Below are 17,943 nucleotides of genomic sequence, written 5' to 3'. Positions count from 1 at the left end.
GTGCCCCGCGGCCCTGACGGGCGGCGGGGCACGGTCGTGCGCAGGGCTCAGACGTCGAGCTGGTCGGCCACCGCGCGCAGCATGCCGGCGATCTTCCCGCCGTGCGCCTTGTCGGGGTAGCGGCCCCGCTCCAGTTGCTGCGAGACGTTCTCCAGCAGGGTCGTGAGGTCCTGCACGATGGACGCGAGCTCGTCCGGCTTGCGCCGCTGCGCGGCCGCGACGGAGGGTGCCGGATCCAGGACGATCACCGAAAGCGCCTGGTCACCGCGTTGCCCTGCGACGACACCGAACTCGACGCGCTGGCCGGGCTTGAGCGCGTCCAACCCGTCGGGGAGCACCGACGAGTGGACGAAGACGTCGCCGCCGTCGTCGCGGGAGAGGAAGCCGAAGCCCTTCTCACTGTTGAACCACTTGACCTTGCCGGTAGGCACGTCCGTCCTCTGTCCTTGCGTTCGTCGGGTGGGAAGCGGGTCGCAGACCCGCACCTCTCAGGCTAGTTGCCCCTCTCCGGGTGACAAGACGTTCCCCGGTCCTTCGCGGGTGACCGCTCCGGCCAGGGAACTACCCTGGTCGGGTGACTGTTACTCCTCAGCCCGACCACGCCGCGGCCGACGACGCCCGCCCCGGCGACGCGCTCGTCAAGGCCGGCGGCATCGTCTTCATCGTCGGCGCCGTCGCCACGCTCGCCACGATGGCCCCGCTCTTCCTCGACGTGGACCCGTTCCCGTCGTACGCGTGGGCCGTGTGCATGCTCATGGGCGTCGGCTTCATGATCTCGGCGGCGGGCGTGCTGCGCTCGGCCGCCGCACAGCGCACGGCGGCCCGCGCCTCGCAGGCGTAGGGCCGGTACGGCGGACGGGGTCCGCGGTTACGCGGTCCGCGTGCGCTCGTACTCCGCGAGCCAGGCCGGCAGCTCCGTGAGGTCCGCCAGGACCACGTCCGCGCCCGCCTCCCGCAGTTCCGGCTCCGGGCAGGGGCCGGTCGGGACCGTCACCGACACCGCGCCGGCCGTACGGGCGCCCCGGACGTCGCCGACGTGGTCGCCGACGTAGACCTGGGCGGCGTACTCGCGCAGGGCGACCGCCTTGGCCTCCGCCCACAGCGAGCCGATGACCGCGTCCGGCTCGATCCCCAGGTGGTCCAGGTGCAGGCGGGCGTTGGGCTCGTGCTTGGCGGTGACGACGATCGCGCGGCCGCCGAGGGCCCGGACGGCTTCGACCGCCTCGCGGGCGCCGGGCATCGCCGGGGTCGGCCCGATGGCGTAGGTGGGATAGATCTCCCGGTAGCGGTCGGCCATGGCGGGGATCTCCGACTCCGGGAACCAGTACGCGAGCTCCTGGTCCAGCGGCGGACCGAGGCGCGACACCGTCTGCTCGGTGTCGATGAACGTGCCCGTCTCGGCCGAAAGCGCCTCGAAGGCCGCCTTGATGCCCGGCCGGGAGTCGATGAGGGTCATGTCGAGGTCGAATCCGACGGTCAGCTGCGTCTCGGGGCTCATGCCCCCATTGTGCCGAGCCGGGCACCGGGACCGGGAACGTAGACTGAGGCTCGCCTTACCAGACAGTGAAATTTGGTGACATGTCAGCCCCCGCTCCCGCGGCTCCCGCGCCTCCCCTCCCCGCGGCCCCCGCCGTGGTCCGGCGCGCCCTGACGGCCCGTCGTATCGCCTGGACGGCGGCCGGCCTCGCCGCGCTGCTGTGCGCGGTGCTCCTCAGCCTCGCCGTCGGCGCCCGCGCCATCGCGCCCGGCGAGGTCTTCGACGCGCTCTTCCGGGGCGCGACCGGCCCGAACGCCGAGGTCGTCCGCTCGCTGCGCGTACCGCGCACCCTCATAGCCCTGATGGTCGGCGCGGGCCTCGCCCTCGCCGGAACCGCGCTCCAGGGCATCACCCGCAACCCGATCGCCGACCCCGGCATCCTCGGCATCAGCCAGGGAGCCGGGGTCGCGGTCGTCTGCGCCATCGCCTTCGCCGGGGTCCACACCCTGAGCGGCTACGTGTGGTTCGCCTTCGCGGGCGCCGGGATCGCCTCGGTGGCCGTGTACGCCGTCGCCTCCGGCGGCCGCGGCGGGGCGACCCCCGTCAAGCTGGCGCTGGCCGGGGCCGCGATCAACGCCCTGCTGGTGTCGATCACCATGGGCGTCCTCACGACGAAGGCCTCGGCCCTGGACGAGTTCCGCTTCTGGCAGGTCGGCTCCATCGCCGGGCGCGATACCGCCGTCGTCCACCAGATCTGGCCGTTCCTCCTCGTCGGCGCGGTCCTGGTGACATCCGCAGCGCGCGGCCTGGACGCGCTCGCCCTGGGCGAGGACCTCGCGAAGGGACTCGGGCAGAACATCGCCGCCGTACGGATCGTCGCCGGCCTCGGCGCCACGATCCTCACCGGCGCCGGGGTCGCGGCCGCCGGACCCATCGCCTTCATCGGCCTCGCCGTACCGCACCTCGCCCGCGCCCTCGTCGGCAGCGACCACCGCTGGGTCCTGCCCGTGGCCGCCCTGATCGGCCCGGTGATGCTCCTCGTCGCCGACGTCCTCGGCCGGATCCTCGTCCCGCCCGGCGAGGTCCCCGCCGGAGTGATGACCGCGCTGATCGGGGTGCCGTTCCTGGTCACGCTGGTCCGCCGCAAGACGGTGGCGGCATGAGCGCCGGCACGCGGGTCCTCCCCGCCGGTTACGCGCTCCTCCGCCCCCGCTCGGGCCGCGGCTCCTTCCTCCTGCACCGCCGGTCGGCGGCCGTGGCCCTCGGCCTGGCCCTCCTCCTGGCCGCGGTGTGCGTCGCGTACCTCTCCCTCGGCGAATCCTTCGTCGCCCCCGCCCAGGTGGTAAAGGTCGTCCTCGGACAACCCTCCCCAGCCGACCTGGTGGTCGGCACGCTCCGCCTGCCCCGCATGACGGTGGGCCTGCTGGTCGGCCTGGCCTTCGGGGTGGCCGGCGCGCTGATCCAGACCGTCGCCCGCAACCCGCTCGCCTCCCCCGACATCATCGGCATCAGCCAGGGCGCGAGCGCCGTCACGGTGGCGGCACTGACCTTCGGCGTCACCTCGTACACGCTCCTCCCGTACCTCTCGGTCCTCGGCGGCGTGATCGCGGCCGCCCTCGTCTACGTCTTCGCGTGGCGCGGCGGCCTGCACGCGACCCGCTTCGTCCTCATCGGCATCGGCTTCGCCATCGCCCTGCGCTCGGTGACCACCCTGCTCATGACCAAGGGCGACTACCTGGTCGCGCAGCAGGCGCAGATCTGGATGACCGGCTCCCTCAACGGCCGCGGCTGGGACGTCGCGACCCCCCTGGCCTGGGTCCTCCTGGCCCTCCTCCCCGGCATCCTGTGGGCGGCCCGCGCCCAGCGCACCGTCTCCCTCGACGACGACACCGCCACGGCGCTCGGCATCCGGCTGGGCCGGGTCCGGCTCGGGCTCGTCGCCCTCGGCGTGATCCTGGCCTCGGTGGCCACGGGCGCCGCGGGCCCCGTCGACTTCGTCGCCCTGCTGGCCCCGCAGATCGCCCGCCGGATGACCCGCACGGCCCAGATCCCGCTCCTCTCCTCCGCCCTGACGGGCGCGGTGATCGTCGTCCTGGCCGACCTGCTCGCCCGCAAGCTCCTCTCCCCGACCGAACTCCCGGTGGGCGTCCTGACGGCCGCCGTCGGGGCCCCGTACCTGATCTGGCTGATCATGCGCAGCCGCACCGGAGGCAAGCAGTGAGCCGACTGTCCGCACGGGGCCTGACCCTCGCCTACGAGGACCGGGTGGTCGTGGACGCCCTGGACCTGTCCGTCCCGGACGGCAAGGTGACGGTGATCGTCGGCCCGAACGCCTGCGGCAAGTCCACGACGCTACGGGCCCTCGGCCGACTGCTCCGCCCCCGCTCGGGCTCGGTCGTCCTGGACGGCGAAGCCCTCTCCTCCCTCCCCACCCGGCGGATCGCCCAGGCCGTCGGCCTGCTCCCGCAATCCCCCTCGGCCCCGGAGGCGATCACCGTCGCGGACCTGGTCGCGCGGGGTCGACAGCCGCACCAGCACTGGTGGCAGCAGTGGTCGGAGGCGGACGAGCGGGCCGTCGTCGACGCGATGGCCCGGACGTCGGTGTCGGACCTGGCGGACCGTCCCGTGGACGCGCTGTCGGGCGGACAGCGGCAGCGGGTCTGGATCGCGATGGCCCTCGCCCAGGACACGGACATCCTGCTCCTGGACGAGCCGACGACCTTCCTGGACATCGCCCACCAGGTGGAGGTGCTGGACCTGGTCCGCCGCCTGAACCACGAACGCGGCCGCACGGTCGTCGCCGTCCTCCACGACCTCAACCAGGCCGCGCGGTACGCGGACCACCTGGTGGCGATGAAATCGGGCCGGGTGGTGGCGGAGGGCCCACCCTCTTCGATCGTCACGGCCGACCTGGTCCGCGAGGTCTTCGGCCTCGACTCGATCGTCATCCCCGACCCGATAACGGGCTCCCCCCTGATCGTCCCGACGTCCCCGTGGGCCGCACCTTCCTAACGCACCCCTCGCACCGCTGCACCGGCCTCCGACCGGCGGTGGCCCGGCGGCACTGCCGCCACCGCCGTCCGGTGGGCGGGTGCGGCTGGCCGGGCCCTGCGTGGCAAAGTCCCCTACCCGCCCTTCCACCGTTCCCCGGGCGCTGCCCGGACCCGCGCCTCAAACGCCGGCGAGGCTGAGCGATGCCCCCGGGCTCGGCCCGGACCCGGTCCTCAAGCGCCGGACGGGCTGGAGAGGGGTCCCGGGCTGCGCCCGAACCCCCTGGGGCTCCGCCCCAGACCCCGGTCCTCAAACGCCGGACGGCTGGAATTGCTGCGCCCGGACGGCTGAAGAGCTCGCCACTCGGCGGGGCCGGATCGTCGCCCGGCCGGGGTCGGAGGGTTGCGGCGCGGGTCGGGGACGGGGACGGGGTGGGGTGTTGGCCGGGACGTAAAGCGTGATTTGTGGCGCGAGAACAGGCTTCACCCTGTCGCAGCTCGGCACAGGGCGCCTAAATCATGCAGTCCAGGCCGACACCCCACCCCCGCCCCGGCACCGACCCACCCCCGCAGCACCCAGACCCCACCACACCCCAGCCCCGCCGGCGATTGAGGCGCAGGGGTCCGGGGACTGGTCCCCGGCAACGGCGCCGCACCACAGGAACTCAGCGGCGGCGGGAACGCCAGAGGAGATACAGCGCCGAGGCCATCGCCGCAGCCCGCACCAGCCAGGGCAGCAGGTCCCGGAAGGTCCCGCTCAGGGCCTCGTCCGCCAGCGGTGAGCCCCAGCGGCCGTTCAGGCGACCCCACAGCCACACCACCGCCCCCGCGAAGACGACCCCCGGCAGCCCGAACACCACCCACTTCCGCTCCGCAGGCCCCAGCACCCGCGAGGCATACGCGAGCAGCCACCCCGCCGCGAGCAGCAGCCAGTAGCCGGACACGGCCCCCGCCAGCAGGGCCACCCCCGCGAGCAGCAGGAACGCGTACGGCTTCGGCCGCGGTGCAGCCTCGACGGTGGCAGCCTCCGCCGCCGCAGCCTTCGCCCGGCGCCGCCGCTCGCGCAGGTACCCCATGAGCGTGGGCCGCCCGTCCACCGGGGCCGGGGCCGGGGCCGGATCCGGGTCCGGGTCCGGGTCCGCCTCCGATTCCGAGTCCGAGCCGGACAACCCGCGCGGCGCCTTCAGCAGCTCCGGGATCTCGATCCCGCCCGCGAAGCCCTCCACCGCCGAGGACGGCCCGACCGTCCACCAGTCGGGCTCCAGCCGCTCACCCGGACCCAGTTCGTCGAGCCCCGCGAGATGCGGCGGCGCAGCCCCCCGCTGCACCGGCACCGAGGGCGCAGCGGGAGCAGAAGCAGCAGAGGGGGCGAAGGAGGACGAGGAGGCGCCCTCCGCCGCGCCCGTAGTCGACAGCGTGTCCAGGACCTCCTCCGGCGTGCCGATCCGCTGCAGGATGCGCCGAACCGCCGCCGGCGTCTCCGGTTCGTACTTGGCCCGCCGCCGGTCGATCTCGTCCCGCAACCCCGCCACCAGCCGCATCCGGTCCCCCGACGACAGGTGCCTGCGCTGCGCCAAGTCCCCGACCCGGCTCAGATATTCGTAGACCAGATGGTCGCTCTCGATCCCCACGCCCCGGCTCCTCCCGTGCCACCTCCAGCGAAGGTAGCGCGTGCGCCCGTGGAGCGGCCGGGGGCGCAGCGGATACCGTTGACCGGATGGGGACCGGCCGACTGACCGGCCGACGCGACCAGGAGGCGACGACCGTGCCTGACCCGAGCACCTCGGGAAGCGCTCCGCGCTCCCTCGCCGAAGCGCTGCGCGCCCGCGACGACGACGGGCTCGGCGCCCTGCTGCGCGCCCGGCCGGACCTGCTGAGCCCGGTGCCCGCAGACGTGACGCAGCTCGCCACGCGCGCCGGTACGCGGGCTTCGGTGGTGCGCGCGCTGGACCGCCTGGACCGGTTCGCGCTGCAGGCCGCCGAGGCCCTCGCGGTGGGCCCGGAGCCCTGCCCGTACGCGGTACTGGAGTCCCTGCTCAGCGGTGACACCGGCACCACCTCCGGCGCCGACAACGGCGCCCGCGCCGAACTCCCCCGGGCCCTGGCCACCCTGCGCGAGCAGGCCCTCGTATGGGGCGACGACGAACGGCTGCGCCTGGTGCGCACCGCCCGCGAACTGCTCGCCCCCTCCGCCACCCGCCCCTCCCCCACGGGCCTCGGCCCCACCGTCGCCGAGGCCACCGCCGGCATGTCGCCGACCCGGATCCAGGAGATCGTGGCGGCCGTCGGGCTGCCCGCGACGCACGACCCGGTGTCGGCGGTGACCGCGCTGACGGCCCTGTTCACCGACCCGGAACGGATGTCGGCGCTGCTCGACGAGGCTCCGGCGGAGGCCCACCAGGTGCTGGGCCGGCTCGTGTGGGGTCCGCCGTACGGGGAAGTGACGCCCCATCCGACGCCTCCGGTGCGCTGGCTGCGCGACCGCGGCCTGCTGCTCCCGGCCACGGCGCGCACGGTGCTGCTGCCGCGCGAGGTGGCCCTGTACCTGCGCGGCGGGCTCGCGCACCGGGTGACGGAGCCGCTGCCCCCGGCCGTCGCCGCGCACCGCGAGCACCGTCCACAGCTTGTGGACGCGAACGCGGCCGGCCAGGCACTGGCGGCGCTGTCGACGGTCGAGGAGCTGGTGAAGTCCTGGGAGCACGCCGGTCCGCCCGTGCTCCGGGCGGGCGGGCTCTCCGTGCGCGACCTGAAGCGGGCGGCCGCCTCCCTGGACACCGACGAGCCGTCGGCGGCGTTCTGGATCGAGCTGTCCTACGCGGCCGGCCTGCTGGCCAGCGACGGCGAGGCCGACGAACGGTACGCCCCGACCCCCGCCTTCGACGTCTGGCTCGAACTCCCGCCCGCCGAGCGCTGGTCGGTGCTGGCGGCGGCCTGGCTGACCGCCACCCGCACCCCGGGCCTGGTCGGCGAACAGGACGCGAAGGGCCGCACCCTGTCGGCGCTCGGCGCGGAACTGGACCGCTCCGCCGCCCCCGAGGTCCGCCGCCGCATCCTCGGCCTGCTCGCCGACCTCCCCGAGGGCGGCTCCCCCGACCCGGCCGTGCTCCTCGCCCGCCTGGAGTGGGAGCGGCCGGTGCGCGGTACGAGCGAACTGCGCAGCCGCCTCGCACGCTGGACCCTGACCGAGGCGGAGGTCCTCGGCGTCACCGGCCGGGGCGCGCTCGCCGCACCCGGCCGGGCCCTGCTGGAGGGGCGCGACCCGGCGCCGCTGCTCGCGCCGCTGCTCCCCGAGCCCGTGGACCACGTACTGCTCCAGGCCGACCTGACGGCGGTGGCCCCCGGGCCGCTGCGGCGGGCGCTCGCCGAGGTGCTGGCCGTGCTGGCGGAGGTGGAGTCCAAGGGCGGGGCCACCGTGTACCGCTTCACGCCCGGGTCGGTACGCCGCGCCCTGGACGCCGGCCACACCGCCGTCGACCTGCAGTCCTTCCTCACCGAGCACAGCCGGACCCCAGTGCCGCAGCCGCTGTCGTACCTCATCGACGACGTGGCCCGGCGGCACGGGCACCTCCGGGTCGGCGCGGCCTCCTCGTACGTGCGCTGCGACGACGACGGCATGCTGAACGAGATCCTCGCCGACAAGCGGTCCGCGGGCCTCGGGCTGCGCCGCCTCGCGCCGACCGTACTGGCCGCGCAGGCCGAACCGACCTCGCTGCTCGACGGGTTGCGGGCCATGGGCTACGCCCCGGCCGCGGAATCCCGTACGGGGGACGTCCTGGTGTCCCGCGCCGATGCCCACCGCACCCCGGCCCGCGCCCTGCCCGTACCGGTCCCGGACGGGCCGCCGGTACCGGACGCGACGCTGCTGGGGGCGGCCGTACGGGCGATCCGCGCGGGCGACCTGGCGGCGACGGCGGTCCGCAAGGAGCCGGCCGGGCCGGCCGGGTCCGGGGCGGGCGGCTCCGGCACCCCGGGCGAACTCCCGCGCACGAGCGCGGCGGAGACCCTGGCGACGGTGCAGGCGGCCGCGCTCACCGGGTCGGCGGTGTGGATCGGCTACGTCAACGCCGACGGGGCGGCCAGCCAGCGGGTCATCGCCCCGGTACGGGTGGAGGGCGGCTTCGTCACCGGCTACGACCACACGGCGGACGAGGTACGGACGTTCGCGCTGCACCGGATCACGGGCGTCGCGGAACTGGCGGAGGACCAGATCTGACCGGGGGGCCGGGGCCGGTCTGAGGACCGGGCCGGTCTGAGGACCGGGGCGGTCTGAGGACCGGGGCCGTTCGGAAGGCCAGGGAAATCCCCTGGCCCGGACGGCTCGCGGCCCCGCACCCTGGGGTCATGCCCGAAGCAACCGCCGACCAGGTCCCCCGCCATCAGATCCGCGCCTCGCACACCGCCGACACCATCACCGTCTACCAGGCGTACCACCCCCGGATCGGCGTGCCGGCCGCCCGTGAGGGCCGTTTCCCGCCCGCCTGGAAGCGGGAGCGGATGACCTGGGTCAAGCCCTCGTTCCTGTGGATGATGTACCGCTGCGGCTGGGCCACCAAGGCCGACCAGGAGACGGTCCTGGCCGTCGAGATCACCCGCGCCGGCTTCGACCGGGCACTGAGCGGCGCCTGCCTGTCGCACTACGTCCCCGGCGTGCACGCCGACCGCGCCGCCTGGACGTCGGTGCTGCGCACCGCCCCAGCCCGGGTGCAGTGGGACCCGGAACGCGATCTGCACCTGAACCCGCTCCCGTACCGCTCGCTCCAACTGGGCCTGTCCGGAACGGCGTCGCGTGCCTACGCCGACGAGTGGACGGTCTCCATCCGCGATGTGACCCCGCTGGCCCGGGAGGTCCACGGCCTGCTGCGCTCCGGCGCGCCCGAGGCGGCGCGGGCCCTGCTCCCGGTGGAGACCCCCTATCAGGCCGGGCCGCTGGCGCACTTGGGCGCGTAGCAGAGGGCTCGAAACAGGTCACGACCATTCCGCTATCTCCCCAGGTCAGGCGGCTGAGAGAGGCGTTTTTCGCTGTTGCACGGCGGTGACATTCCGGCGACTGATTGGGGATGCGGTCTGTGTGAAGATCAGTTCATCGCAGCAGCGACCGGGAGGAAAGAAACCGGACCGCCGGCGAGAACCAAGCACCAACGGACCGGCGTTCGACCGCCGGCCACCTCGCTGGGCCGCTCAACCTCTGCTCCGCCTCTCGGCCTCTCGGCCGCCACTGCCGTCTGATCTTGAAGATTCCTGGGGGATCCACCATGTCCGCTCGCACCGCCGCCCTCCGCACCGCCTCCGCCTCCGTCGTCGCCGCCGCCATCGCCGGTACGGTCCTGATGCCGATGACGGCCTCCGCCGACGAGAGCAACCCCGGGGCGCTGAAGACGACGATGAGCGCCCCGGTGCCGAGCGGCCCGCTGACCCGCGGCGGTGCGACGGAGACCTTCGAGCTGACGGTCGCCAACACCACGGACAAGGTCTCCTCCTACCACCCCTGGATGCTGCTGGACCCGACCGGCGCCAGCCCGCTCCAGCAGAGCGACGTGGTCTACAAGGTCGAGGGGCTGACCGCCCCGGCGACCGACTACGCGATCGGGCAGCAGGACGGCGAGTGGCAGGGCCTGTTCTACCCGGCGGGCAAGAACTCCTCCGCCGGCTTCGAGATCCCGGCCAACGGGAAGCTGACCTGGAAGGTCACCATCGGCCTCGGCAAGAGCTACCCGACCACCAACGGCGACTTCAAGCTCCGCGCCGCGAGCTTCATGGGCGAGGTCGGCGAGGGCGGCGAGGGCTCCCTGACCTTCAAGACGGACCCGTCGGTCAAGACCGGCAAGCTGGAGAGCTCCTTCAAGAACGCCGGAGACTGCAAGGGCGTCCCGGCGAACCAGTGCCGCGAGATGGACCTGACCTACAAGCTCACCGGAGACGGTGAGTTCGCCGAGGCGCTCGCGGTCAACCTGAACCTGGGCTTCGGCTCGAACGTCGAGCACCCCAACCTCCAGGTGGAGGTCCTGGTCGACGGCAAGTGGATCGGCTACGGCACCACCGACCCCTACAACTTCATGCTGCCGACGATCCCGAAGGGCCTCAACGCCGCCTCCGGCGAGCACGCCCAGCACCTGCGGTTCTCCTTCGGCCCGCACACGGACTTCAAGAAGGCCACCGAGGTCACCCTCCAGGCGACGATCGGCCTGGCCGAGGGCAACACCTACGCGTTCGCAGGCGCCGACACCAAGTTCCAGCTCGCCCCGAAGACGACCACGCCCACCTCCCCCGCGCCCACCTCCCCGGCCCCGACCTCCCCCGCGCCCACCACCCCGGCCCCGACCGGTTCCGCGACCACCGCTCCGGTGACCACCGCTCCGGCGGCCACCACGACCCCGGCCACGGGGAACACCCCCAAGCCGACCGGTTCCCTCGCGCACACCGGCTCGGACTCCAACACCGCCCTGTACTCCGGCCTGGCCGCCGTCCTCATCGGCCTCGGCGGCGCGGCCGCCTGGTTCGCCCGCCGTCGGCGCACCGTCCGCGGCTAGTCACCCCGTACGACGACCCGAAGGGGCCCGGTCCACGCACCGCGTGGGCCGGGCCCCTTCGGCGTTGCTCACCCGGCCGTGCTCACCTCGCCGCGTAGTCGATGCGCTCCGCGTCGAACGGCCAGACCTCGGTGAACCAGCGCATGACGGTCTCGTACACCGTCTTGTCGAGCGCGGCCCGGTCGGCGCGCACCCAGGAGGTGACGTGCACGCGCTCCGGGTCGGCCTTCGCGGGGTAGATGTAGAGGCATCCGACGACCTCGCCCGTACCGTCCCGCTCCCCCTCCAGGATGCTGTACGTGAATCCACGCCGCTCGGCGAAGTCCGCTGCGTGGCGCACCAGGTCGGCGAGGTTGGCTTCGGGGCTCATCCCCTCCTCCGGAGGCCAGTCGCCCAGGAAGCCGGGCGTCGCGCGCACGTGCTCGATGCTCCCGCTCCAGGCGGCGAGGTCCCCCTCGTTGTGCTCGGGACCGAGGGGCTCCAGCCGGAAGCCCTCCCCGACGAGGCGGACGGGCACCTCGAACACCTCGGCCGGCGGTACGAAAGTCTGCTGATCGCTGCTCATGCGGCGACCCTACGCAGGCGTTCCCCGGGCACCCACTGAGTTTCGGGCCGCCGCCAGCCGGAGCAGCTCGTCCACGGACCACTGGTCGTAGACGTGCTCCCCGTACTTGGCGGCCAGCACCCTCCCGTCCGGCCCGATCAGCAGGTCGGCGGGCAGGCCGAGCCGGCCGGCCGGCTGCCGCGGGGCGGGCAGCCGCTCCCGCCCGCGCGCCACCTCGACGGCCGACCGGGCGATCGCCCACAGCACCGGGACCCAGGCGCGCGGGTCCAGCAGGGAGCGCGGGGAGGACTCGACGCCGAACTCCCGGTACAGCCGCTGCGCCGGATCGGCGATCACGGCGAAGGGGAAGTCGGCGGTGTGCGGGCGCAGTTCCTCCGCGGAGGAGTGGAAGAGCACGACCTCGCGGATCCCGGCGGCCTCGATCTCCGCGTGGCGCCGGACGACGGACCGCAGGTGGAGGTGGCAGACGGGGCAGCCGGCGAAGCGCCGGAACTGCAGATGGACGAGCCGCTCCGGGTCGGGCACGGGGACGGCCCCTCCCTCGGTGGAGTCGGCGGACGTGACGGGCGTGAGCAGGTGTACGGGCACCACGGAACCGGGTTCGAGCATGGGAAACCCTCCCTCGACGGGCGTAGGCGTATGCCGTACGCCTACCTCCCCAGCGTAGGCGTATGCCGTACGCTGTCAACCGTCATGCCGCGCCCCCGCTCGCACACCCCGGACCAACTGGCCGCCGCCGCCCTCGCCGTCATCGACCGCGACGGGCTCCCCGGCCTCACCATGCGCGCCGTCGCCACCGAGCTCGGCACCAGCCCGATGGCCCTGTACCGCTACGTCCCGGGCCGCGAGGAACTCGAAGTACTCGTCGTCGAACTCGTCCTCAGCCGCGTCGACACCACCCCACCGCCCCCGGGACCCTGGCACGGCCGGATCACGGTCCTGGCCCGCCGCTTCCGCGACACCATGGGCGCCCACCCGGCCGCCCTGCCGCTCTCCCTGACGCACCGGCACCGCTCGCCGAGCGGGCTGCGCTGGTCGGAAACCGTGCTCGGCGTCCTCACCGAGGCCGGCATCGAGGCCGAGGAGCGGGTGATCGCGCTGCGCGCGCTCGTCGCCTACGTGATCGGCGCCACGCAGCTGGAACACCTCGGCCCGCTGGCCGGTCCCGGAACCACCGCCATCGCCGGTCTCCCCCCGGACGAGTTCCCGTACATGTCGGCCACCGCCCGCGACGCCCGCGCGGTCACCCCGGACCGGGAGTTCGAGGGCGGCCTGAAGCTGCTCCTGCGCGGACTGGCATGATCCGCCGGTGACCGACGCAGCCACCGTTCCCGTCCCGCCCGCACCGCATGCCGCGCCCCTCCGGTACGTCCTGTTCGACGTCGACGGCACCCTCGTCGACGCCGTCGCCAACCAGCGCCGGGTCTGGGCGACCTGGGCCGGCCGCCACGGACTGGACCCGGACGAGGTCTACGCCGTGGCCCTGCGGACCCGCCCGATGGAAACCTTCGCGGCCGTCGCCCCGGACCGGGACCCGCACGCGTGCCTGGCCGCGCTGCACGAGCTGGAGGACGAGGACGTCCGCTCCGGCAGCTACGCCGCCTTCGACGGCGCCGCCGAGCTGCTGGCCGCCCTGCCCCGAGGAAGCTGGGCCCTGGTCACCTCCAACTACGCGCACCGGGTGCGCGGCCGCTTCGACCGCACCGGCCTGCCCGTGCCGCAGGTGCTCGTGGACGCCGCCGCCGTCACCGAGGGCAAGCCCTCACCGGTCCCGTACCTGCGCGGCGCGGCCCTCCTCGGCGCCGACCCCGCCCACTGCCTGGTCGTCGAGGACGCCCCCTCTGGCGTCCGGTCGGGCCTCGCGGCGGGCATGACGGTCTGGACGGTCAACACCCCCGCCCCGCACCCCGGAGCCCACCGCCACTTCCCCACCCTCGGCGAGGCCGCCCCCGAGATCCTCGCCTTCGCCACCGGGCGGGCGTAACGGCGCTCCCGGCACCTGGGTGGCCGGATCTGACAGAACCTCGTCATTGCGGCCATCACGGCAGGGCGAAATGATCGGCACATGCCCGCATCCGCACCGCACAGAGTCGTCATCGTGGCCTTCTCCGGTGTGGAACTCCTGGACGTCACCGGCCCGGCCGAGGTCTTCTCGGTCGCCACCCGGGTCGCCGGTACGAGCCATGCCGGTCACCCCGACGACCACGCCGGTCACTCCGACCACCGCGGCTATCTCGTCCGGATCGCCACGGCCGACGGCGGTCCGGTGGTCACCTCCAGCGGGGTCCGGGTGCTGGCGGACCTCTCCCTCGACGAGGTGCGGGGCCGGGTCGACACCCTGCTCGTGGCCGGCGCCGTCGACCTGATCGGCGACGAGGTGGAGCCGGTCATCGACCACGAGGTCACCGACTGGCTGCGCGAAGCGGCGCCGACGGCTCGCAGGACCGGGTCGATCTGCGCGGGAGCGCACCTGCTGGCCGCGGCGGGCCTGCTGGACGGCCTGCCCGCCACCACCCACTGGCTCACCGCCGCACGGCTGGCGGCCGACCATCCCCGGGTCGCCGTCGATCCGGACCCGATCTTCATCCGGTCCGGGAACGTGTGGACCTGCGCCGGCGGCACCTCGGGGATGGACATGGCACTGGCGATGGTCGCCGAGGACCACGGCCAGGCCCTCGCCCTGGCCGCCGCACGGATGATGGTCATGTACGTCAAACGCTCCGGCGGGCAGAGCCAGTTCAGCGTTCCGCTCTCCACCCCGGCCGCGTCCGGCGACCGGATCGACGAGCTGCGCGCGTGGATCGCCGAGCACCTCACCGAGGACCTCACCGCGGAGGCCCTGGCCGCACGGCTGCACCTGAGCGTGCGCCACTTCTCCCGGCTGTTCCGTCTGCGCACCCACGGCACGCCCGCCGCCTACGTGGAGTCCGCCCGCCTCGAAGCCGCCCGCCGGCTGCTGGAGGAGAGCGACGGCAGCCTGCCGGACATCGCCGCGGCCAGCGGCCTCGGCTCGGTGGAGACCCTGCACCGCTCCTTCCAGCGCCGGCTGGGAACCACGCCCGCCGAATACCGGCGCCGCTTCCGCTGAGCCGCGCCCCCGGCCCGGCACACCCACACCCACACCCGTACCGCGGGCCCCACCCACACCCCGACCATCCGCCGGCAGCCCGGCGGATCCCCGGCATGCCCGCACGGGCAGCAGCCGCCGTCACCCCATGGAGGACGCCATGTCCCGTACGAAGGTCATCCCCATCCCCGTCATGGGCCGCACGGCCATCAACGCGTACCTGCTCCTGGGCCGCCGTCCCGTGATCGTGGACGCCGGAACACCCGGCAGCGGCCGGAAGATCTACGACCGGATCACCGAGCACGGAGTGGACCCCCGCGACGTATCGCTGATCGTCATCACCCACGGGCACATCGACCACTTCGGCTCCGCCGCCGAACTGCACCGGCTCACCGGCGCGCCCGTCGCGGGCCACATCGCGGACCTCGGACCGTACCGCTCCGGCCGGGTCCGCGAACCGTACCTGCCCACCGGCCCGATGGGCCGCGTCATGGACCGGAACAAGGAGCTGCACGTCCAGGCCGAACCCCTCGACCCCGATGTGCTGATCCGCGGCGAGACCTCCCTGGAGGACTTCGGGATCGCCGGCCGCATCATGCCCACCCCCGGACACACCGCCGGATCGATCTCCGTCCTCACCGACGACGGAGACCTCGTCGCGGGCGACCTGGTGGCCAACTCCTTCATGGGCCTCATCCCGGGCAAGCCGGCCAATCCGCCGTTCCACGACGACCCGCAGCGCAACCTCACCAGCCTCCGCGAGATGCTCGCCCTCAACCCCACACGACTCCACGTCGGCCACGGCTCCCCGCTGGAACCCGACCGGGTCCGGCGCTGGGCCGACCGGGAACACCACCGCCTGTACCGGCGCGCGGCGGCCGGCCGCCTCACCACCCGCGCCGGGGAAACGGGCTGACCCCCGTGGACCCCGCACCACCTGGGGCTCTCCGAGCGCCATGTTCCTGAACATGCGGGGATGCGGCACACTGGAGGTTTGGCCAGAGTGAAACGGGGCGCTGCGTGTGAATGGTCCACTGATCGTCCAGAGCGACAAAACACTCCTCCTCGAGATCGACCACGAGCTGTCCGCGGCCGCGCGGCGCGCCATCGCGCCCTTCGCCGAGCTGGAGCGCGCTCCCGAGCACATCCACACGTACCGGATCACGCCGCTCGGGCTGTGGAACGCCCGCGCCGCCGGGCACGACGCCGAGCAGGTCGTCGACGCGCTCGTGGAGTTCTCCCGCTACCCCGTCCCGCACGCGCTGCTCGTCGACGTCGCCGAGACCATGGCCCGGTACGGCCGGCTCACCCTCTCCAAGCACCCCGTCCACGGTCTGGTCCTGACCAGCACCGACCGGCCGGTGCTGGAGGAGATCCTGCGGTCGAAGCGGATCGCCCCGCTGGTCGGCGCGCGCCTCGACGCCGACACCGTCGCCGTGCACCCCTCCGAGCGCGGACAGATCAAGCAGACCCTGCTCAAGCTGGGCTGGCCCGCGGAGGACCTCGCCGGGTACGTGGACGGCGAAGCGCACCCGATCGAGCTCGACGAGACCGGCTGGGCACTGCGCCCCTACCAGCAGCAGGCCGTCGAGGGCTTCTGGCACGGCGGCTCCGGCGTGGTCGTACTGCCCTGCGGCGCCGGAAAGACGCTGGTCGGCGCCGGTGCGATGGCGAAGGCCAAGGCGACCACGCTGATCCTCGTCACGAACACCGTCTCCGCCCGTCAGTGGAAGCACGAGCTGATCAAGCGGACCTCGCTGACGGAGGAGGAGATCGGCGAGTACTCCGGTACGCGCAAGGAGATCCGGCCCGTCACGATCGCCACGTACCAGGTCCTGACGACGAAGCGGAAGGGGATCTACCCGCACCTGGAGCTCTTCGACTCCCGGGACTGGGGCCTGATCCTCTACGACGAGGTGCACCTGCTGCCGGCGCCGGTCTTCAAGTTCACCGCGGACCTCCAGGCGCGCCGCCGCCTCGGTCTGACGGCGACGCTGGTGCGCGAGGACGGCCGCGAGTCCGACGTCTTCTCCCTCATCGGGCCCAAGCGGTTCGACGCCCCGTGGAAGGAGATCGAGGCGCAGGGCTACATCGCGCCCGCCGACTGCGTCGAGGTCCGCGTGAACCTCACCGAGTCGGAGCGCCTCGCCTACGCGACCGCCGAGACGGAGGAGAAGTACCGCTTCTGCGCGACCACCGCCACCAAGCGGAAGGTCACCGAGGCGCTCGTCGCCAAGCACGCGGGCGAGCAGACGCTGGTCATCGGTCAGTACATCGACCAGCTCGACGAGCTCGGCGAACACCTCGACGCGCCAGTCATCAAGGGCGAGACCTCCAACGCACAGCGCGAGAAGCTCTTCAACGCCTTCCGCGAGGGCGAGATCAGCGTGCTGGTCGTCTCGAAGGTCGCGAACTTCTCCATCGACCTGCCCGAGGCCACGGTCGCCATCCAGGTGTCCGGCACCTTCGGCTCCCGCCAGGAGGAGGCCCAGCGACTGGGCCGTGTGCTGCGCCCGAAGGCGGACGGCCACGAGGCGCGCTTCTACTCGGTCGTCGCGCGCGACACCATCGACCAGGACTTCGCCGCGCACCGCCAGCGCTTCCTGGCCGAACAGGGCTACGCCTACCGGATCATGGACGCCGACGAGCTGCTGGCCGACGGCTGACGGACGGGGCGGCCGAACCCCACGAGGTCCTGTTCACGGAGCCTGCGCGCCGTGAACAGGGCCTCAGCGGCGTATGACGCCCGCGTCCTCGGAGTACTCACCGAGGACGACGACGCTCACGGCGGTCGCCGCGAAGACCTTGGCGGCGCGCAGGACACTGCCGGCGCTGTGGCGGGGGCGGCGCGAGTCGGAGGTGGCGGTGGCGCCGCGAGGGCGGCGACCCTGGACCGGGGTGCAGGTTGCGGTGCTCATGTATCCATGGTCGGTTTTCGCCCGGGTTGTCACATCGCCCTGAGGGCTGAACCTCCGGCTCTCCCCCCTCCTCCTCCCGGCCCATGCCTCCCCCTACGGGCTCTGCCCGAAGGAGGACACGGCCCGAACACCCCCCGTACGGGGTGACCACCCCGAAGGACTTTCGACCCCCTATATCCATTCGCGCAGCGCCTCCACGCGGACTAGAATCTCCGCTCTTGCCGCCTCCCGCCGCGTCACCGGGAGCGCCGCCCGCCGCTCGGAAACCGGCGGGCCCGTCCGCCCGCATCACGCAGGTCCTCAGCCGATGGAGGCAGTTCCGTGCCCGCGCACGCCCACGTCACCGACCCCGCATCAGCAGCCGACGCAGCCGCCACCGACCCCCTGGGCCGCGAGCGG

The 17,943-nt window shown here is 73.5% G+C and carries 18 protein-coding genes; 12 read left to right on the top strand and 6 right to left on the bottom strand.

The annotated features are described in order from the left end of the window. Positions 1-47: 47 nt before the first annotated feature. Positions 48-431 carry a cold-shock protein gene (locus tag OG898_RS36255; protein ID WP_308313522.1) on the bottom strand — a complete coding sequence of 128 codons (384 nt, stop codon included), beginning with the start codon at positions 429-431 and terminating at the stop codon, positions 48-50. A gap of 143 nt (positions 432-574) precedes the next feature. Here OG898_RS36255 and OG898_RS14195 point away from each other — a divergent pair, with 143 nt between their 5' ends. Then, complete coding sequence (locus OG898_RS14195) at positions 575-841, top strand: hypothetical protein (protein WP_250747451.1); 267 nt, start codon at positions 575-577, stop codon at positions 839-841. A gap of 27 nt (positions 842-868) precedes the next feature. On the opposite strand, the gene OG898_RS14190 is transcribed toward OG898_RS14195, so the two are convergent. Next, positions 869-1,498, bottom strand: a complete 630-nt coding sequence (locus OG898_RS14190; protein WP_250747449.1) for an HAD family hydrolase — start codon at positions 1,496-1,498, stop codon at positions 869-871. 80 nt (positions 1,499-1,578) lie between these two features. On the opposite strand from OG898_RS14190, the gene OG898_RS14185 reads away from it, so the two are divergent. Genes OG898_RS14185 through OG898_RS14175 form a run of 3 tightly spaced genes read left to right on the top strand, consistent with a single transcriptional unit; the run spans position 1,579 to position 4,489 of the window. Further along, complete coding sequence (locus OG898_RS14185; protein WP_266957114.1) at positions 1,579-2,640, top strand: iron ABC transporter permease; 1,062 nt, start codon at positions 1,579-1,581, stop codon at positions 2,638-2,640. Further along, positions 2,637-3,698: an iron chelate uptake ABC transporter family permease subunit gene (locus tag OG898_RS14180; protein ID WP_250747441.1), complete on the top strand. Its 1,062-nt coding sequence runs from the start codon at positions 2,637-2,639 to the stop codon at positions 3,696-3,698. Before OG898_RS14185 ends, OG898_RS14180 begins: the two co-directional genes overlap by 4 nt. Continuing rightward, positions 3,695-4,489, top strand: a complete 795-nt coding sequence (locus OG898_RS14175) for an ABC transporter ATP-binding protein (protein WP_266957111.1) — start codon at positions 3,695-3,697, stop codon at positions 4,487-4,489. Before OG898_RS14180 ends, OG898_RS14175 begins: the two co-directional genes overlap by 4 nt. Positions 4,490-5,132: 643 nt before the next feature. On the opposite strand, the gene OG898_RS14170 is transcribed toward OG898_RS14175, so the two are convergent. Beyond that, positions 5,133-6,098, bottom strand: a complete 966-nt coding sequence (locus OG898_RS14170) for a hypothetical protein (RefSeq protein ID WP_266957109.1) — start codon at positions 6,096-6,098, stop codon at positions 5,133-5,135. An 86-nt stretch (positions 6,099-6,184) separates the two neighbouring features. Between OG898_RS14170 and OG898_RS14165 the strand changes: the two genes are divergently transcribed. The 3 genes from OG898_RS14165 (at position 6,185) to OG898_RS14155 (ending at position 10,994) form a co-directional block, all read left to right on the top strand. Further along, a complete protein-coding gene (locus tag OG898_RS14165; RefSeq protein WP_266957107.1) occupies positions 6,185-8,680 on the top strand; it encodes a helicase C-terminal domain-containing protein in 2,496 nt (831 codons plus the stop codon). 128 nt (positions 8,681-8,808) lie between these two features. After that, on the top strand, positions 8,809-9,414 hold the full coding sequence (locus OG898_RS14160) for a DUF4291 domain-containing protein (protein ID WP_266957105.1): 606 nt from the start codon (positions 8,809-8,811) through the stop codon (positions 9,412-9,414). Positions 9,415-9,719: 305 nt separating this feature from the next. Continuing rightward, positions 9,720-10,994, top strand: a complete 1,275-nt coding sequence (locus OG898_RS14155; RefSeq protein WP_266957103.1) for an LAETG motif-containing sortase-dependent surface protein — start codon at positions 9,720-9,722, stop codon at positions 10,992-10,994. 82 nt (positions 10,995-11,076) lie between these two features. Here the strand turns inward: OG898_RS14155 and OG898_RS14150 are convergent, their stop codons facing one another. Beyond that, entirely contained in the window at positions 11,077-11,559 is a 483-nt protein-coding gene (locus OG898_RS14150) for a GNAT family N-acetyltransferase (RefSeq protein ID WP_266957101.1), read from the bottom strand. Between the two features lie 9 nt (positions 11,560-11,568). Beyond that, positions 11,569-12,168 (bottom strand): peroxiredoxin-like family protein, encoded by a 600-nt coding sequence (locus tag OG898_RS14145; protein WP_266957099.1) that lies wholly within the window; start codon positions 12,166-12,168, stop codon positions 11,569-11,571. A gap of 84 nt (positions 12,169-12,252) precedes the next feature. Between OG898_RS14145 and OG898_RS14140 the strand changes: the two genes are divergently transcribed. The 5 genes from OG898_RS14140 to OG898_RS14120 all read left to right on the top strand — a co-directional run bounded on the left by OG898_RS14140 (position 12,253) and on the right by OG898_RS14120 (position 17,292). Next, complete coding sequence (locus tag OG898_RS14140; RefSeq protein WP_250750767.1) at positions 12,253-12,861, top strand: TetR/AcrR family transcriptional regulator; 609 nt, start codon at positions 12,253-12,255, stop codon at positions 12,859-12,861. 7 nt (positions 12,862-12,868) lie between these two features. Then, positions 12,869-13,543, top strand: a complete 675-nt coding sequence (locus OG898_RS14135) for an HAD family phosphatase (protein WP_250750765.1) — start codon at positions 12,869-12,871, stop codon at positions 13,541-13,543. An 81-nt stretch (positions 13,544-13,624) separates the two neighbouring features. Then, a complete protein-coding gene (locus OG898_RS14130) occupies positions 13,625-14,647 on the top strand; it encodes a GlxA family transcriptional regulator (RefSeq protein WP_250750763.1) in 1,023 nt (340 codons plus the stop codon). 139 nt (positions 14,648-14,786) lie between these two features. Beyond that, positions 14,787-15,542, top strand: a complete 756-nt coding sequence (locus tag OG898_RS14125) for an MBL fold metallo-hydrolase (protein ID WP_250750762.1) — start codon at positions 14,787-14,789, stop codon at positions 15,540-15,542. A gap of 106 nt (positions 15,543-15,648) precedes the next feature. Next, a complete protein-coding gene (locus OG898_RS14120; protein ID WP_250750761.1) occupies positions 15,649-17,292 on the top strand; it encodes a DNA repair helicase XPB in 1,644 nt (547 codons plus the stop codon). 63 nt (positions 17,293-17,355) lie between these two features. Here OG898_RS14120 and OG898_RS14115 read toward each other — a convergent pair whose 3' ends face one another. Next, on the bottom strand, positions 17,356-17,544 hold the full coding sequence (locus OG898_RS14115; protein WP_250750760.1) for a hypothetical protein: 189 nt from the start codon (positions 17,542-17,544) through the stop codon (positions 17,356-17,358). Positions 17,545-17,943: the final 399 nt, after the last annotated feature.

Origin of the sequence: Streptomyces sp. NBC_00193, assembly GCF_026342735.1 — a bacterium.
Taxonomy (GTDB): Bacteria; Actinomycetota; Actinomycetes; order Streptomycetales; family Streptomycetaceae; genus Streptomyces; species Streptomyces stoeckheimensis.
Note: the sequence above shows the minus strand (reverse complement) of the source record. Positions and strands in the feature narration are given on the sequence as shown.

Bases quoted from the DNA above. Each gene is read 5' to 3' on its own strand.
- OG898_RS14190 (WP_250747449.1), bottom strand. From the start codon at position 1,498: ATGAGCCCCGAGACGCAGCTGACCGTCGGATTCGACCTCGACATGACC.
- OG898_RS14185 (WP_266957114.1), top strand. From the start codon at position 1,579: ATGTCAGCCCCCGCTCCCGCGGCTCCCGCGCCTCCCCTCCCCGCGGCC.
- OG898_RS14180 (WP_250747441.1), top strand. From the start codon at position 2,637: ATGAGCGCCGGCACGCGGGTCCTCCCCGCCGGTTACGCGCTCCTCCGC.
- OG898_RS14165 (WP_266957107.1), top strand. From the start codon at position 6,185: ATGGGGACCGGCCGACTGACCGGCCGACGCGACCAGGAGGCGACGACC.
- OG898_RS14160 (WP_266957105.1), top strand. From the start codon at position 8,809: ATGCCCGAAGCAACCGCCGACCAGGTCCCCCGCCATCAGATCCGCGCC.
- OG898_RS14155 (WP_266957103.1), top strand. From the start codon at position 9,720: ATGTCCGCTCGCACCGCCGCCCTCCGCACCGCCTCCGCCTCCGTCGTC.
- OG898_RS14150 (WP_266957101.1), bottom strand. From the start codon at position 11,559: ATGAGCAGCGATCAGCAGACTTTCGTACCGCCGGCCGAGGTGTTCGAG.
- OG898_RS14145 (WP_266957099.1), bottom strand. From the start codon at position 12,168: ATGCTCGAACCCGGTTCCGTGGTGCCCGTACACCTGCTCACGCCCGTC.
- OG898_RS14140 (WP_250750767.1), top strand. From the start codon at position 12,253: ATGCCGCGCCCCCGCTCGCACACCCCGGACCAACTGGCCGCCGCCGCC.
- OG898_RS14130 (WP_250750763.1), top strand. From the start codon at position 13,625: ATGCCCGCATCCGCACCGCACAGAGTCGTCATCGTGGCCTTCTCCGGT.
- OG898_RS14125 (WP_250750762.1), top strand. From the start codon at position 14,787: ATGTCCCGTACGAAGGTCATCCCCATCCCCGTCATGGGCCGCACGGCC.
- OG898_RS14115 (WP_250750760.1), bottom strand. From the start codon at position 17,544: ATGAGCACCGCAACCTGCACCCCGGTCCAGGGTCGCCGCCCTCGCGGC.